Genomic DNA, 17,494 nt, shown 5'->3' with positions numbered 1-17,494 from the left:
AGTGAGTGGCTTTTTTTCGGGAGTGAATGATTTTTTTTTATCCAATTAAGGGCAAAATGCAAGTAAAATCTCCGTCTTTTTTGAAGGCTTCAAAATCATTTTTATTATAATAATTATAGATACTTGCTAAGTATTTGTGACCAAACTTGGATTCTTTCTCGAAGTTTTGCTTTTCGTTTAAGTTATTGGTAATAATTACAACATTTTCGTTGATGTCAATTGTGATTTGCAGAGGGTTTTCTTCAGATGCTATATTGTGTTTTATGGCATTTTCGACCGCAATCTGAAAAGCCAGATACGGTACTTTTTTGGCCAGAATATTTTCGTCCTGAATGTTAATTGTAAAAACAAATTCGTTTGTAAAACGCGTTTGTTGCAAAAAGATGTATTTCTCTATAAATAGTAACTCTTCCTGAACCGTAACAATATTATTGACAGGAGGATTAATAAGATAGCGGTAAATTTTGGAAAGATTTAGCGTAAACTTTCTTGCAACTCCGGTATTACTGTCAATAAGCATATAAAGCGAATTGAGCGAATTGAATAAAAAGTGCGGATTGATTTGTTCTTTTAACTGGTGCAGCTGAATTAGGGCTTTTTCTTTATTGATCTTTTCATTTTCGACCAAAAGATTATTTTTTTCTTCGGCAAGCACTTCTTTTTCCTGAAAATTTTTGCGCGTAAAAACGGTAAACAGGTAAAAGAACAATATTAGAATTGCCGTTGTAATAAAGTAAATCAACGAAGCATACTTTTGAACCGCTTCGACATCTTCGTTTGAGATTTTTTTAGGAAAGTTGATCGATATGTACCAATGCGTCCCTTTTACATTTAATCGTTTTGTATAGCGCACAATATCCAGTCCCAAATATTCTGAAATTGCAATGGTTCTGTTAATAGGATATTTGGTCGTTAAAGTCGTATCTGCCGGATGTAGATTTGAAATTTTAAAAACATTTTTCTTCAAAAGTTTTACTTCCGGATGATAGAGTATTGTTCCTTTTTCATCAAAAACAAAAGCATAACTGGTAGTTTGCTGTTCCAGATTCATAAAGCAGGATTGCAATGATCGCAGGTTAATATCGTACCCATATCGAACTATGGTTCCGTTTGCCGCTACAGCCCTGAAGATTATACGCCATAAAAAAACAGAACCGTCTTTTATAATAGTATTAAACTGGTCTTTATCTCCGTTTTGAACTATAAGTTTAGTAAGGGAAGATTCCAGATTACTACTGTTTTTAGAAGTCGTAAATTCTGATTTTTGGTCGTTGATCTTAAACCAGTTGTTTTTTACCAAACTGTCATTGGCATGAATGGCACTTAAAACCTTTAGATTATCAGATAAATTTTTAGAATTACTAATCGCTATAACATGTACGATTTCTTTTTGCGTATCCAGAAAGCTTGAAAATTCCCGGGCTATAGTTTCCTGTTTTTTTACCAAACTACGTTGCTCCGTATCACTTTTTGTTTTTTCGGTTATCTGCGTGATTAAACCACTTAAAACATAAGTCGAAATTAAGGTAAGAATAATAAAAATGATTCCTAAAATGAAGAAGTTCCTGCCGGAAAAAGTATTTTTTAAAGTAAATTTCAAAAGTAAAGATTAAAAAATAAGAGCATATTTCAGCTCTTATTACACTGTGGTTTTAATTTTTTCGTGTGCAAATATAAAACTTTTTGTCTGATAGCCTTTTAGTTATAAAAAGTTAACACCTATTTCGACAAGTCGTTTAGTAAAAATCTTGTTAACGGAAGAATAAGGTTAAAATTAATTCAGATTAATAAGTTGCGGTCCAAATTCTTCATAAAAAATATTACTTTGATTTATATTTAAATCGATCAGCGCCTCATATTGTGTTTTTATAAAAATTTCCGGTCCACAGATATAGAATTTTGCGTTTTCTAATAAAATAGAATCTTTGCATTTAGATAGATCAACACGACCTTCGATAATCTGGTCTGATGCATCAGGTTTTTGTAGCGTATCATAAAAAGTAAAAGTTTCGAGCCATTTTACCTCTTGTTTTAAAGTGGCAATCTGATCCCTGAAAGCATGAACAGTTTCGTTTCTGCAACCGTGTATCCAAACTGTTTTTTTGTTTTGTATTGCGTTTAGATTTGTTTCAAGCATACTCAACATTGGTGTTAACCCAACGCCACCGCTAATTAGGATCAACGGATTTTGGGAATCTTTTTCTAAGTGAAATAATCCTGCCGGAGCCGAAATTGAAATTACATCACCTTCTGATTTTGAATGAAGGGTTTTTGAAACCAAACCAGATGGATTAGTACCAATTCCGATTTCTTTTTTTACTGAGATTCGATAATATTCGGCATTAAAAGCACTCGATAAACTATATTGTCTGGGTTGTAGAAAGCCTAATTCAGCAACAAAAACCTGAACGCTTATAAATTGTCCCGGATCAAAATCTGTAATTTTTTGTCCGTCTTCCGGATAAAGATAAAAGGATTTAATTTCGCTGGATTCCTCTGTTATTTTTTTTATGACAAAATTTCTCCAGCCATTCCAACTTCCGGGTTTCGCAGCATTTTGCTCATACAATTCTTTTTCGAGATCGATCATAATTTGTGCAAGCTCATAATAAGCAACCGTCCAGGCCTCGAGAATTTCGGGAGTTGCAGCATCGCCTACAACTTCTGCGATAGAAGCAAGCAATTGCGTTCCTACGATTTTATATTGTTCCGGCTGGATGTTCAGGCTTCTGTGTTTAGTTCCTATTCCTCTCAAAACAGGAATCAATACACCAGGAGCATCGATATTCTCGGCATAAGCCAGCACGGCATTTGCCAAAGCCGATTTTTGTCTTCCATTTGCCTGATTTCCCATATTAAAAATGTTTTTTAACTCAGGATGATGCTTGAACATTCGGGCATAAAAGTAAGTGGTTAGATCTTCTCCGTTTGATCTTAAAATAGGAATTGTAGCTTTGATTAATTCTTTTTGATGTGGATTCATTTTGATAATTTGAATTTGGATTTAAATTTTTAAGTAGTACTAAACTCTTTTTAGAATTTATAGTTACAAATTTAAACCAGCCACAAAGCTCTATTTTATGATTCAAATCATAAGGATCTTATCAAAACAAAATTGTTACGCCTGTTTTTTCTATGTGTTAAAATAGTTAAAGTAAAGAATGAAACTAAACAAACTCCTTTTTTAGCTGAAGATGTTCCAGCGTTTTCCCAACCAAAGTTTTCACACCAACAATTTTAAAACCTAATTTTAAATAGAGTTTTTTGGCACTTGGGTTTTCTTCTTCGACCAGCAATCCCAAAGTCAGATTATTTTGAGTTACATATTCCTCAATCAAAAACTGCAATATTTTAGAGCCAATACCTTTTCCCTGACATTTGGGATTTACACCCAGAGAATCAATATAAAATTCGCCGCTTTGCGTTTCATCTTCAGGATCAAAATCCGGATTAAAATTCAGGCGAACATAATCAACAACAGGTTTTCTTAAAGTATGTATTTTTGCTCCGTCATAAACGGAGACAGCGCCTATAATTTCGTCTTGGTCTATGGCAACAAAACAATTTTGGTAGGAGTATTGGTTATTTTCTGTTTCAACAAAATGAAGCAGGAAATAATAAGCCGTTTTATACTCTTTTATCCCAATAAATTTATAGATTATTTCTTCCATCGCAAGCAACAAATGTGTTGCTATAATTTCAGAATCTTCAAAAGTTGCTTTTCTAATCGTCATGTTTTTTCTTTTATGATGTTACAAAATTACGGTAACTTTTAAATATTGGCGTTTTTTAGTTGTTTAATGCTAAAATCGATTCCTTTTTTTGCGTTTTCGATAAAACAGGGCGCCTTAAAACGGGTTTGTTTTTAGGGTTTAAAAAACTTAAAATCAATTAGTTAGTTGAATTTAAAAAGTGTAAAAAATACAAATCTCAAAGCAGGGAATAGCAATTGAAAAATAGGTATGCACGACTAAATTATTTTTCAGAACCTTAATTTTTTGTAGTAAAAAGATTATTTTTTAGAGTTTTACTGTTGATAAGTGTTTTTGGAAAAGGGTAGATTGATACCTCTTTTTTATGTTGATAACTCTATTTAGATTTGATACAAATAACTGATGTTACGGCTATTAGCCATTATTATATTGCTGTTGATAAAAAGTAGTTTTTTACCGGGATTAAGGGTCGCTTAACCTGTTGATAATTGAATGGTTTTTTAACATCAAAAGAGGGGCAAAAGAAGAACTGTGGGTTAATTTTGTACAGATCGAAATGACGTTTAAAACTCCCCGATAAACGAATCATTTTTATTCCTGATAAGTCACCATTTAATATTATATATATGTCTATTTTCGATAAAAGAATCAATTATAAACCTTTTGAATATCCAGAGGTATTGCAATTTACAGAAGCCATCAATAAAGCCTATTGGGTTCATACCGAAGTTGATTTTACGGCTGATACTCAAGACTTTCATTCGCATTTGAATGCTGCTGAAAAAACAGCAATCAAAAATAGTTTATTGGCAATTGCACAAATTGAAGTAGCGGTAAAAAGTTTTTGGGGCAATATTTACGAGCACTTTCCAAAACCGGAATTCAATGGTTTAGGCAGTACTTTTGCCGAGTGTGAGTTCAGGCATTCAGAGGCTTATTCGCGTCTTTTGGAGGTTTTAGGCTATAATGATGAATTCGAAAAATTAATGGATATTCCGGTTGTGCGCAAGCGTGTCGATTATCTTTCGGATGTGCTTAAAGATACCAAATCACAAGACAATAAAAAATATGTAGTATCACTGATATTATTCAGTATTCTGATCGAAAACGTATCCCTTTTTAGTCAATTTGCTATTTTATTATCGTTTACGAGATTTAAAGGATACATGAAAAACGTTAGTAATATTATTGCATGGACTTCTATCGATGAGCAAATTCATGCCAATGGCGGTATTTACATTATCAATAAAATACGCGAAGAATTTCCGGATTATTTCGATGAGCAAACTTTAGACCTTGTTCGTGAAACAGTCAAAAATTCGATAAGTGTAGAAGCAGACATATTAGATTGGATATTTGAAGATGGTGAAATCGAAAGTATCAAAAAAGCAGATTTGGTGAACTTTATGAAATTTAGAATCGACGAAAGTCTGACTCAAATTAATATTCCAACCATATTTAATGTTGCGCCCGAAGATTATAAAGCAATGGCGTGGTTTGAGGAAGAAGTTTTTGCGAATAGTCTGGATGATTTTTTTGCAAAAAGACCGGTAGAATATACCAAACATGACAAAAGTATTACCGCAAACGACCTTTTCTAAAAACAGCAATTGACAAGTATGAAGACAATAATAGACACAATTTCAGGAAATAGTGCTCCGTTAAGCGAAGCCGATAATAAAATGTGGTGGAAAAACTCTGAAAGTGAACAAATTTTAAATCGTGGTTACCTCTTAAAGGGGGAAACTGTAGAAGGTGCAATTGACAGAATTTGTACTGCTGCGGCAAAAAGACTTTATAAACCGGAGCTAAAAGAGTCTTTTGTAGAAATGATCGAACGGGGCTGGATGAGTATTAGTTCGCCTGTTTGGGCTAATATGGGAACAGAGCGCGGTTTGCCAATATCCTGTTTTAATGTTCACGTTCCTGACGAAATCGAAGGAATTACCCATAAATTAGGCGAGGTTATCATGCAAACCAAAATTGGTGGAGGAACATCGGGCTATTTTGGAGAATTGCGCGAAAGAGGAAGCGCCGTAACGGACAACGGAAAGAGTAGTGGAGCTGTAAGTTTTATGAAACTTTTTGATACTACCATGGATACTATCTCGCAAGGAGGCGTTCGCAGAGGAGCTTTTGCAGCTTATCTGGATGTAGATCATCCGGATATTGAAGAATTTTTGAAGATCAAGAGCATCGGAAATCCTATTCAGAATTTGTTTACCGGAATCTGTGTACCGGATTACTGGATGCAGGAAATGATTGATGGCGATAGTGATAAAAGACAAATTTGGGCCAAAGTTCTCGAAAGCCGTCAGCAAAAAGGATTGCCTTATATCTTTTTTAGTGACAACGTAAACAAGAACAAACCACAAGTTTATAAAGATAAAAACCTGCGTATTAATGCCAGCAATCTTTGTAGCGAGATCATGTTGCCATCAAGTGTAGATGAATCGTTTATTTGCTGTCTTTCGTCTATGAACCTGGAACTTTATGAAGAGTGGAAAGATACTGAAGCCGTAAAATTAGCGATCTTTTTTTTAGACGCCGTTTTGCAGGAATTTATAGAAAAAACAGAAGGTAATTATTATCTGGCGGCAGCAAATCGTTTTGCCAAAAGACATCGTGCACTAGGACTTGGCGTACTGGGATGGCATTCGTATTTGCAAAAAAATATGATTCCGTTTGAAGGTCTTGAAGCCAAGATGAAAACCACAGAAATTTTTCAGCATATAAGTGACAAAGCAGATAAAGCAACTCAGGATCTGGCACGAATTTATGGTGAGCCTGAACTATTAAAAGGATACGGAAGACGCAATACCACCACAATGGCTATTGCACCAACAACATCATCATCGGCAATTTTAGGACAAACATCACCCGGAATTGAGCCTTTTAGCAGTAATTATTATAAAGCAGGTCTGAGCAAAGGAAATTTTATGCGTAAAAATAAATACCTTAAAATTTTACTTGAAGAAAAAGGACTTGATAATGAAGAAGTCTGGAGAGAAATCATGCTAAACGGCGGAAGCGTACAGCACATGAGCCAGTTAAGCCAGAATGAGAAAGATGTATTTAAAACCTTTAAAGAAATCAGTCAGTTAGAGATTATACAACAAGCTTCAATACGCCAGAAATATGTAGATCAGGGACAAAGTTTAAACCTTAACATCCCATCAGATCTGCCGGTTAAAGAAGTAAACCGTTTAATGATCGAAGCATGGCAATTGGGGGTTAAAAGTTTATATTACCAACGCAGTCAGAGTGTATCAAAAGAGCTTGTTGCAAGTCTTGTTACCTGTAGCAGTTGCGAATCATAAAAAACGAAAGCCGGATTTATCCGGCTTTTTTTATATCCAAAACAGTATCAAACCTTAGATTTTAACCTGCTTAAAGTTTCCTGAGAAATATTTATATAAGAAGCCACTATTTTATTGGGCAATCGTTTTACAATCGTTGGATTTATTTTGAGCAATAACTGGTATCTTTCGAGCGCATCCATAGTCGTAAATGACATTAATCTGTTGGTATTATTGACATAAGCCCTTTCTAAGTACCGGCAATAAAACTCTCTCCAAAGCGGAATAATTTGTATTAAATGATCAAAATCCTCGTGACTTATAAACAATAATTCTGATTTTTCGACCACCTGAATGTATTCTGTAGAAGGCAATTTGGTAATAAAACTCACCAATGCCGTTGCAATCTGATTTTCAAAAGCAATATATCGGGTTACGTCTTTTCCTTCTTCATTGATAAAAAAGATCCTCAGGCAGCCTTTGCCTACAAAATAGGTATTCTGACTGGTTTGTCCCGCCGAAAGCAAGAAATCATTTTTACCTTGTTGTAAAGGTTTAAAATACGACAAAATCGTACGGAGGTCTTCATCAGAAACCGCAATACGATCTTTTATATAAGAGCCAAGTTGTTCGTATATCATTATTGGTTATAATCTCTCACAAATTTGCGGTAATAAATAATATCTTCTATAGACAATACTACCAAATCGTGTTGTGCTGCAAAGCTAATGATTTTGTCAAGTTTTGCCATACTGCCATCTTCATTCATTAACTCACATAAAACTGCTTCCGGTTGTAAACCCGCTAATTTCATCAAATCTACACTACCTTCAGTATGTCCGTTTCGTTCGAGAACCCCATTATTTTTGGCACGCAACGGAAAAATATGTCCCGGTCTGGCTAAATCTGAAGCTTTTGCATTTAGCGCACTTGCCGCTTTAATCGTAGTGATTCGATCTGCTGCCGAAACTCCTGTGGTAACCCCTTTTTTTGCTTCGATCGTAATGGTAAAAGGAGTCTGGAAACTACTCGTGTTTTCCTGAACCATATAAGGCAATTCGAGATCATCTGCTTTTTTATTGGTCAGGCAAAGGCAAACAATTCCGCTGCATTCCCGAATCATCAGAGCCATATCTGAAACACTCATGTGGTGTGCCGAAAAAATTAAATCCCCTTCATTTTCCCGATTTTCATCATCGGTTAATAAAATTCCTTTTCCGTTTTGCAACTGCCGCAACGCATTTTCTACACGTTTTATACTTGTTAGACCAAATTTTTCCAGAGGATAGGTGAGTGTGCTTATCATTTTGCTTTGAATGTTTTTTGAAAATTAATAAGCAACAAATCTAAAGTTGTTAAACACGCAAAAGTTTGATATAGGTCAATAAAATGAGTTCGCTAATTTTAAGTTTGCCACGAATTACACGAATTTTCGCTAATTTCTTTTGTTGTGCTTGTGTTTAAAAAAGTTAGCCACGAATTGCACGAATTTTTGCTAATTTCTTTTGTGCTCTTTGAGAATAAAAAACAAAGATACCGACAATATTACGTTGATAAATTGGTCAAATGACTCATTATTAAGTTTGTGCGCAATCTTTAAAAAAATAATTTGTATAAAATGGTGTTATTCGTGGCAAACTTTTTTTTCCTCAAAATAATCGTGGCAAAAAAAATTATACCAGTTCAAGAAGTTTTGCAGTATCAATAACATTAGCAAATTCATTATGCAAACTTGCCAGAGAGATTTGATGCACTAACTCCGCTTCATATTTTTCTCCGTTAATCCCAATTCGGTCAAAAGTCGCCGTAGCATCCGAAATTAAATAAACATCGAATCCTAAATTCCCTGCCATTCTTGTCGTTGTAGACACACAATGATTGGTTGTAAGACCTACAATAACAAGCTTATTAATTTTAAGAGCATCTAATCGCTCCTTTAAGTCAGTTCCTATAAAAGCACTGTTTACATTTTTTGTAATTACGGGTTCTCCGGCAACAGGTTTTACTTCGTCTTTTATTTCGAATCCCGGATGAGAACCGTGCAATTTTGAGTTGGGTTGCAAAGAACTGTGAACAATATGAAAAACAGGTAATTCAAGCGTTCTCCATTGTTTGAGGATCTGAATCATTTTTGTTTCGGCATCCTTATTATTTCTGTTTCCGCCCCAATATTCTTCATCATTAAAACCTTTCTGAACATCAATTAGAATCAAGGCTGTATTTTGGTCTCTAAGCTTCATCTTTTTATAAATTAGATTATTAGATACAAATATACCGTTGTATTCAGGATCAAAAAAGGACAAAAGATAGTCGTTTTAAGACAGTCTTTTTTTAAGGACTGTAGGCAAAGCTTCAAGATGTGTTTCAAGAATAACGCGCAATTGTTTTGAGGTTTTGTAACCGCATAAATGGGCAATATGTTCTATTTTATAATCAGAATTGGTGAGCAGGCTTTTTGCCTTTTCGATTCTTAATTTAGTGCGGTATTCAGCAATGGTGATTCCCGTTTGTTTCTTAAAAATTCGGGTTAGATTTCTAGGGCCGATATGCACTAATTGGGACAAAAAATCGATTGTTGATGTTTTATCCAGATTTGAAATAATCCAATCCTGAAGGATATGAATTTTTTGGTCATGATGGTTTCGGTTTTGCAAATAAACACTTTCCTGTTTATCATTTCCGTGCCTTCGTTTATAAACTACCAGTTCTTTGGCTATTATAGCTGCGGTTTCTTTGTTGTGTCGCTGTTCGATAATATGCAATGCCAGATCGATTCCGGTTATAATTCCGGCGCTTGTATAAATATTTTCGGATTGGGTAAACAAGGTATTATTTTGTGTTTGGGCAAGCGGAAAATCGTTCTTGAGTTTTTCGACCAGTTTAAAATGTGTGGTACATTCTTTATGATCCAAAAGTCCGGCTTTTGCCAAAATAAATGCACCCGAACAAATACTGCAAAGTGTTGTTTTATTGGTGTTTACTAGCTCCAGCCATTTAAAAAAAGAAGCATCTTCTAAATTTAGATCGATTTGATGCGTGCTGAACCCGGAAATAAAAACAAGATCGTTTTGCTGCGGTTTTACTTTAGAAAAGTGGGTAAGTGCCGCCAATTCTAATCCGGAAGAACAAACCACACTGGATTGACTGCTAATAAATTGCAATTGATACGGGAATCCAAGCCTTATCGCTTCCTGAAATACTTCGAGAACGCCACTCAAGTCCAGAAGTGTAACGTGTTGCGGAATGTAAAAATAAACCGTTGCTATTGTTTCTTTCATTTTGTAGCCTGTGTTACCATTCGTTTTGGATCTCACAAAAATAAACGATTAATTTCATTTCTAAAACCTCTCGTAGAACACAGGCTTTATCTTTATTTTTAAAAGAAAGCAAAAACCGCACTTTTTATCTGTATGTAGCTTAAATACTATTTATCTTTTGATTTTTAGAAAAATACAATAATAGATTTCAAATCATAGGTAGCAATGGTATAGCTCGTTCAACCGTTATTTTTGAGATGCAATAAGAATGTAAAGGCCAATTTTTTAAGTAAATTACTATGTTTTGGCTATTCCCGTTTATTAAAGTGTACATTTGAGATATACGCTAGCCCAAAATGAATATAAACGAGAATATTAGAATTTTACTTACTGATGATGACGAAGACGACAGAGAGTTTTTTGCCGAAGCAGTAGAAGACCTGCATTTAAATCATCCGGTTGAATTTTGTAGAAATGGTGTAGAGCTTCTGGACCGTCTTAATGACAAAAAATTTGAGATTCCCGATATTATTTTTTTAGACCTTAATATGCCCATATTGTCGGGTTTCGAAACCTTGCAACAAATTAGGGAAGATTCCAGATTCAAGGATATACCAATGATTGCTATTTATTCAACTTCAGCAACTATTGATGGTATCACGAATACTTTTGGTCTGGGCGCAAATGCTTACATTGTAAAACCAGTTGCTTTTGGTGATTTGAAAAAGTTATTAAAAAAGGTCATCGAAACAGATTGGCAGGAAAAGTTGAAGCATGCAAAAATTGAGTCATATATCATTACAGTATAGATTTCAAAGAGTTTACATGGAATATTGTTTACAGATCATTCCTTAACACCTAAAAATTGAAATCATGTCTACGCAAAAAAACAGTTTACCTAAGGCTACGCGCCAGGATTTTCCTATTGTAGGTATTGGTGCTTCAGCGGGAGGATTAGAGGCTTTTAGACAATTTATCGAAGCAGTTCCGTCTAATTCTGAAATGGCTTATGTCATTGTACAACACCTTCATCCGTCGCATGACAGCATGCTTACAGAACTTTTATCGCGTGTTGCCAAAATTCCAATCAATGAAATCACCGATGATATTCATTTGGCCCCCAATACTATTTATGTGATTCCGGAGAATAAAATGCTGACTTCTTTTGATGGTGTTCTTAAGTTGAGTCCGCGTATAAAAGATACTAAAAATCAGGCTATAGATGTTTTTTTTAATTCATTGGCAGAGGTTCATCTTGATTTGGCTTATGGCGTTTTGCTTTCCGGAAATGGTTCTGATGGTACTATTGGACTTAAAGCAATCAAAAAACATGGCGGAATTACTTTTGCACAGGATATCGAAGCAGCGAATAACGAAATGCCACAAAATGCAATTAATGCAGGTGTAGTAGATTATGTTTTATCACCAAAACAAATTGTAGAAAAATTGATGGAACTTACCCGGGCAAGAGACAATTTTACCGAAGAAAATGACCCCAATGATGAACTGGCTTTTCAGGAAATTATAAAAATATTACGCCATCATAGCGGAGTAGACTTTACCTATTATAAACAAACAACCATTCGCAGACGCATTGCAAGGCGAATGGCACTGAATAAAATTATTACTTTAAGAGATTATCTAAAAGTACTTCAGGGTGATAAAGTAGCATCTGAAGTCTTGTTTAACGATTTATTGATTCCTGTGACTGAATTTTTTAGAGATACCAAGATATTTCAGATCATGAGAGAAAGAGTTTTTCCGATATTGACGAACAGGGTAACCGAAGGAAACTCAATACGTATCTGGATTGCAGGCTGTTCTACAGGCGAAGAAGCGTATACATTGGCAATTGCGCTACACGAATATTTAGGTGAAAACCTGGAGGGAAAAGAAATCCAGATTTTTGCCTCGGATATTTCAGAAGTAGCGATTGCAAAAGCCAGAATAGGGTTTTACAGAAAATCGCAAATGCGAAATGTGTCTGAAACCATTCTGACAAAATATTTTACAGCCAATACCAGCGGTTATAAAATTAAAAGACAAATTAGGGATTTATGCATTTTTGCGGTTCATAATTTTTTAACAGATCCGCCTTTTGCCAGAATGGATTTAATTACCTGTAGAAATGTATTTATTTATATGGATTCGCTGTTGCAGAAAAAAGCACTGGCGACTTTTCATTATGCCTTAAAAGAAAACGGATTTTTACTGTTAGGAAAATCAGAAACTGCTGTTCCTGCTGCTGAACTTTTTCAGCCGTTTGAGAAAGCAGGAAAAATTTATACCCGCAAACAGGTTTCCGGCAGATTCGTACATTCTGGTATGCAATCGAATGGTAAATTAAAAACGTTGAAAACCAATATACCAAGAAAAGAAATTATCAAAGAAGATTTTAGAAAAAGTGCCGAAGCAGTATTACTATCCAATTATACTCCGGCAAGTGTTATCGTAAACGAGCAAATGGATATCGTGCATATTAACGGATCAATAGCCGAATTTATTGAGCTTTCTACCGGAAAACCCACTTTTAATCTACTAAAAATGGCTCGCGAAGGCCTGGCATTTGAACTTAGAAATACCTGGCATAAAGCCAAAGAAGCAGGTTCATTGATAAAAAAAGAAGGGATACAGGTAAAAAGTAGAGGAACAATTAGTGAAGTTACGATCGAAATTTGCCCGCTTGAAGATACTTCAGAGCCTTATTTTTTAGTTTTGTTTTATAAAAGTATCCTTAGAAAAGAAGATATCTCTTCTGGCGAATTTACGGCAGAAGAAATTAGCGAGAATGCGAACTTAAGAAAAATTGCCCAACTCGAAAAAGAGCTCGCAAAAATACACGATGATGTAAACGCAATTAGCGAAGAACAAGAGGCATCAAACGAAGAACTGCAAAGTGCCAACGAAGAATTATTGAGTGGGAGCGAAGAGTTGCAAAGTCTGAATGAAGAATTGGAAACCTCAAAAGAAGAGTTACAATCGAGTAACGAAGAGCTTTTGCAAATTAATCAGGAGCTTTTAAACAAACAGCAACAAATTAATATTTCTAAAAACTACACGGAGGCTATTGTAGCGACTCTTCGAGAACCTATTGTAGTATTGGATACCAATTTAAGGATTAAAAACATCAATAGAGCGTTCTCTAAAAAGTATAATATTGCCAAAGAAGAAGCTACGGGAAAACTAATTTACGAAATTCAGAACCATCTTTTTGATAACATTCCGATGCGCGCCATGCTCGAAAAAGTGCTTCCTGAAAAAACACAGCTTGATGATTATCAGATCTCAGTAAATCTCCTGCCTTATGGCGAAAGCATCATGCTGCTAAATGCCAGACAAGTGACCAACGAAAACAGCAAAGAGCAATTGATTTTACTGGCAATCGAAGACATTACAGAACGTAGAATTATCGAGAAAAGATTGCAGGTATTATCAAGTGGTTTCGAAAGTAAAGTAGAGGAACGTACTGCCGATTTGTTGACCGCAAATAAAGAACTCGAAAGTTTAATCAAGAATTTGCACGGTGCCAATGTGCAGCTACAGGAATATGCCTATGTAGCGAGCCATGATTTGCAGGAACCTTTGCGCAAAATATTGATGTTTATAAGCCGACTTCTGGAAATGAACGAAAACTTTTCTGCCGATGCGCTTGGTCTGGTCGAAAAAATCAGTAAATCGTCTATACGCATGAATACGCTTATCAAAGATTTATTAGCATATTCGTATCTTAATAATCCCGACAGACAATTTGTAACCACGGATCTAAATGTAATTATAGCTGATATAATGGTCGATTTTGAGTTAATGATCGAAGAACGTGATCTTAAAATAAAAGTAGGACCATTGCCTGTTATTAAGGCAGTTCCGTTGCAAATGAATCAGCTTTTTTATAATTTAATAAGCAATGCTCTTAAGTTTTACAAAAACGATGGTTCGCTCTCTAAAGTCGAAATATATTCTCAGAAAGTGAGTGCGGGTCAGGTTAAAAAATATCCCACTTTAGATCCCAAATTAAGCTATTGCGAAATTATCATAAAAGACAACGGAATAGGTTTTAACAAACAATACGAGAATAAAATCTTCACTATTTTCCAGCGTTTACACAATAACGAAGTTTATACCGGAACCGGAATTGGTCTTGCCATTGGCAAAAAAATCGTAGAAAACCATAAAGGTATCATCTTCTCTAAAGCCGAAGAAAATATTGGTGCCGAGTTTCATATTATATTGCCTGTTTAAGGTTTTACTATTTATTGAATTGTAAAAGACGATACGCTGAAAAGTGTATCGTCTTTTTTTTGAAATTATCTTGACAATAATTTATCGCAATATTTTATTTCTAAAAAAGTCTTATTCTGTTACCAATAAAACTTATAGTGGCTAGCGGAATAATTGTGCTTTTTAAACTTTATAAAATCTTATTTGTAAAAAAATGTTCCTCCTAAAACAATCATACAAGTAGCAAAAGTTATAAAGACTAATACTTAAAAAGGATGAATTATTTAGACTACAGCAGTATACTCCCTGAACTTGATAAAACGAACGATTTTATATTTGAATCCCTCACATCGGATTTTTCGAATCCTGAAAAGGTAAAAAAGATAAGACAAACAAGAGAAATTTCTATCACAAGATACCAACGGGATGGAAATGAGATGTTGTTTCATGTATTTCTTTCAGATATAAAAATCAAAAGTAATATGTCTGTAGAAAATATCTTTTTTCTCAAGAAAACAGGATCCGCTTTTGACGAAATAGAACTAGAAATAAACGAATACGGCAAAATCATCAAAGTCCTAAATTTTGAAGAACTAAAGGAAAGATGGAAAATTGTAAGCGCCAAACTAGCAATTGATAATATAGGTCTTAGCGCAGAATCGTACAGGCAAAATATTACAGAGATAGTAAAAGAAGAGCGAAAGCTATTGTCCTTTTTTTCTGATTATAAAATGTTTGGTCTCTATTTTTCAAGCCTCTACAGAAACTCTTATGCTATCGAGAGGAAAAGAAAATTACTGGATTGTAAAAAAGCTGTGATAACAGAACACTTTTATCCAAAAGATGAAAAATTTGATACTTATTTAGTAAAAGCAGCGGCTATTGAGGATAACCAAGATACCGATTTTATAAAATATGATGGTATTATCGAATATAGAAAAGATCAAATAGATCTGGCTACAATTGAAGTAGAAAAAGAAAAAAAAACCATTTTGTATAACATTTATAAAACCACCCTATAATGGCAAAACCGGATATTACTGCAAGACGAAAACTGCGTGAAGAGAAAGAAGATGCTGAGGATGGTTTAAAATTTGTTATTGATGGAGCCAAAATCAGGTGCGATTTATGCACAATCCCAGATGGCGATCTAAAAACAAATTACGATGCGCCAAGCATACAAGACAAGCGCGTTGTTACCGTGGTCGAGAGAGACAGGACAAGTTTGATCTTTAAAGGCAATTGCAAAAAAAGCTTTTTCAGGTCCAGTCCTTGTGCCACAGTCATGAAATTGGGAGAATGGAAGAATCCCGGAACGGTCTATTTTCAGGATGAGTTGGCAGTGCTTTTAAGAAGTACCATAAAATGCGAATACGGAGGTGTCGATATCAAAATTTGGGATTGCGGACAACGCAACGAAATTATTAATCTGGATACAACAGGTTTAGCAGTACCTGATTTTACGCCTGATTTTGATGTTAAATTCGAACTTGACCAAACCGAAAATACAATAGTTCCTTTTGGGATATTGGATTTTGAAAATAAAGAAGAGAATCAGTTTTTCAGGTTTAAATACACACTTGAAAAAAATAATATTGACAAGCTTTATTTTGAGATAATTGCCGAAAACGGCGAGCAGCTATATGCTTATACGTGCCTGAAACCGGTAATTATTCAAAATGAAAATAAAGAACACTTCTTCAAGACCGAAAAAACGTCACAGATTCCAATGGCTTCTGCAGAAGCGACTATAGGCAGTCCTGATTTTGAACCCGTTGATTACACCACAATGGGAAGCTACACAATTAGTTGGGATGGATTTGATAATGATGATATTTATGATAGTACCCGATTTAATGGCAAAGAGATAACGGCAAGAATTACAGCAATAAAAGACAACATCCCAAAAACTATTGCCGTAGATTTCTCTACAAAATACAATGAGGTAAAATGGACCGATGTAAAAATTGATAAAAAAACAAAACGAATTGATGTAACTTTGAGAGTAAATCTTACCGATGGTGGGGCTCAGGGATTGGAATGTAATACGTTTAAAATTGGAGAGGAAATTAGTAGTGAAACTTTTACTAGCAACGAGCTAGATCCGTTTAAAGACATAGTTGCTAAAATTTGTCCTTGGGATAAAATACCTGAAGATATAATTACTCCGGACAAACCAATTATAAAAAAGAGAACTCGTTCTTTTAAGGAATTAGAAAAATTGGCTATTGAAGGTTTAAACTATCATTGGGGAAGGAATAGAAATCATAATGAAGGGAAAAATGTAAAAATTAATAAAGTAGATTTTGAAGTTTTTATAAATAGTATAAATACAAATCAAAATTCAATTGGAGGTATAAAATTAATATATAATACAAATGGTAATTGGTTGAGATCTGGAAATCCTGATACAATTGAAGACCCAATGTCAGCAGTCGGTAATCTAGTATCTAGAAAAGCAATTTGTTATAATATTGCATATATCAAAAATGAGAGATGGGACTATTATGAAGAAGAAAGCGAAGATTGTGATTTTATGTTTACCTCTGCTCATGAAATAGGACATACAATTTTAAAAGCTTACGGAGGAACTATTCATTCATACGGACACAAAGGATCAGTGAATCCATATACTCAAAATAAAAATGAAAATGCTGTGATATTTCCTTTAAACGGAGAAATTGACATTATGCCATATTACATTAATAGATTAAACATCGACAGCTTTAATAAATATATAGCAGTGGAAAAAGATGTATTATCTTTTATTTGGTTAACTAAAATAAAATTAAAATGACAAAGAAATTATTTAAAATAATAATAAATACGACATTAATTAGTTCATCTTTAACATTCATTTTTGTAGCGATGCTTCAATTAATAAATTCAGAAAAACATATGAAAAATTGCTATATGCCATTCTTTACCGAGTTACTATCTTTTTTCTTTGTTTGGTTCCTATCATTATCATTACTTCCTATTTTTTTCTTTTTATTTTTTACTAGGC

The 17,494-nt window shown here is 34.4% G+C and carries 14 protein-coding genes; 7 read left to right on the top strand and 7 right to left on the bottom strand.

Features of this window, described 5'->3' with window-relative positions:
* Window positions 1–37 precede the first annotated feature (37 nt).
* The 3 genes from B0A64_RS15280 to B0A64_RS15270 form a co-directional block, all read right to left on the bottom strand.
* The gene (locus tag B0A64_RS15280) at window positions 38–1,600 is read right to left on the bottom strand and encodes a histidine kinase (protein WP_089480377.1); all 1,563 of its coding nucleotides are present in this window, start codon (window positions 1,598–1,600) and stop codon (window positions 38–40) included.
* 174 nt (window positions 1,601–1,774) lie between these two features.
* Window positions 1,775–2,983: an NO-inducible flavohemoprotein gene (hmpA, locus tag B0A64_RS15275; RefSeq protein ID WP_089480376.1), complete on the bottom strand. Its 1,209-nt coding sequence runs from the start codon at window positions 2,981–2,983 to the stop codon at window positions 1,775–1,777.
* 184 nt (window positions 2,984–3,167) lie between these two features.
* On the bottom strand, window positions 3,168–3,734 hold the full coding sequence (locus B0A64_RS15270; RefSeq protein ID WP_089480375.1) for a GNAT family N-acetyltransferase: 567 nt from the start codon (window positions 3,732–3,734) through the stop codon (window positions 3,168–3,170).
* Window positions 3,735–4,339: 605 nt separating this feature from the next.
* Between B0A64_RS15270 and B0A64_RS15265 the strand changes: the two genes are divergently transcribed.
* Together B0A64_RS15265 and B0A64_RS15260 are read left to right on the top strand one after the other, a co-directional pair.
* On the top strand, window positions 4,340–5,314 hold the full coding sequence (locus B0A64_RS15265) for a ribonucleotide-diphosphate reductase subunit beta (RefSeq protein WP_089480374.1): 975 nt from the start codon (window positions 4,340–4,342) through the stop codon (window positions 5,312–5,314).
* Window positions 5,315–5,332: 18 nt separating this feature from the next.
* Window positions 5,333–7,033, top strand: coding sequence for a ribonucleoside-diphosphate reductase subunit alpha (locus B0A64_RS15260; protein ID WP_089480373.1), 1,701 nt, complete (start codon window positions 5,333–5,335; stop codon window positions 7,031–7,033).
* Between the two features lie 47 nt (window positions 7,034–7,080).
* On the opposite strand, the gene B0A64_RS15255 is transcribed toward B0A64_RS15260, so the two are convergent.
* From B0A64_RS15255 to B0A64_RS15240, 4 genes are all read right to left on the bottom strand, one after another.
* Window positions 7,081–7,653, bottom strand: a complete 573-nt coding sequence (locus B0A64_RS15255; protein WP_208863542.1) for a Crp/Fnr family transcriptional regulator — start codon at window positions 7,651–7,653, stop codon at window positions 7,081–7,083.
* Window positions 7,653–8,318, bottom strand: coding sequence for a 3,4-dihydroxy-2-butanone-4-phosphate synthase (ribB, locus tag B0A64_RS15250; protein WP_089480372.1), 666 nt, complete (start codon window positions 8,316–8,318; stop codon window positions 7,653–7,655). The genes B0A64_RS15255 and ribB overlap by 1 nt, the downstream gene beginning before the upstream one ends.
* Window positions 8,319–8,685: 367 nt before the next feature.
* Window positions 8,686–9,252 carry a cysteine hydrolase family protein gene (locus tag B0A64_RS15245; protein WP_089480371.1) on the bottom strand — a complete coding sequence of 189 codons (567 nt, stop codon included), beginning with the start codon at window positions 9,250–9,252 and terminating at the stop codon, window positions 8,686–8,688.
* A 75-nt stretch (window positions 9,253–9,327) separates the two neighbouring features.
* Entirely contained in the window at window positions 9,328–10,290 is a 963-nt protein-coding gene (locus tag B0A64_RS15240; RefSeq protein ID WP_089480370.1) for a GlxA family transcriptional regulator, read from the bottom strand.
* A gap of 335 nt (window positions 10,291–10,625) precedes the next feature.
* Between B0A64_RS15240 and B0A64_RS15235 the strand changes: the two genes are divergently transcribed.
* From B0A64_RS15235 to B0A64_RS25415, 5 genes are all read left to right on the top strand, one after another.
* The gene (locus tag B0A64_RS15235; RefSeq protein ID WP_089480369.1) at window positions 10,626–11,078 is read left to right on the top strand and encodes a response regulator; all 453 of its coding nucleotides are present in this window, start codon (window positions 10,626–10,628) and stop codon (window positions 11,076–11,078) included.
* 64 nt (window positions 11,079–11,142) lie between these two features.
* Entirely contained in the window at window positions 11,143–14,508 is a 3,366-nt protein-coding gene (locus B0A64_RS15230) for a CheR family methyltransferase (protein ID WP_089480368.1), read from the top strand.
* A gap of 254 nt (window positions 14,509–14,762) precedes the next feature.
* The gene (locus B0A64_RS15225) at window positions 14,763–15,509 is read left to right on the top strand and encodes a hypothetical protein (RefSeq protein WP_089480367.1); all 747 of its coding nucleotides are present in this window, start codon (window positions 14,763–14,765) and stop codon (window positions 15,507–15,509) included.
* A complete protein-coding gene (locus B0A64_RS15220; protein ID WP_089480366.1) occupies window positions 15,509–17,284 on the top strand; it encodes a PAAR-like protein in 1,776 nt (591 codons plus the stop codon). The genes B0A64_RS15225 and B0A64_RS15220 overlap by 1 nt, the downstream gene beginning before the upstream one ends.
* A partial coding sequence (locus B0A64_RS25415; RefSeq protein ID WP_208863541.1) for a hypothetical protein occupies window positions 17,281–17,494 on the top strand: 214 nt, incomplete at its 3' end. The genes B0A64_RS15220 and B0A64_RS25415, both read left to right, overlap by 4 nt.

Source organism: Flavobacterium araucananum, from assembly GCF_002222055.1.
In the GTDB taxonomy this organism is placed as follows: Bacteria; Bacteroidota; Bacteroidia; order Flavobacteriales; family Flavobacteriaceae; genus Flavobacterium; species Flavobacterium araucananum.
The sequence above is the reverse complement of the archived record's forward strand: the minus strand, read 5'-3'. Positions and strand labels throughout refer to the sequence as shown.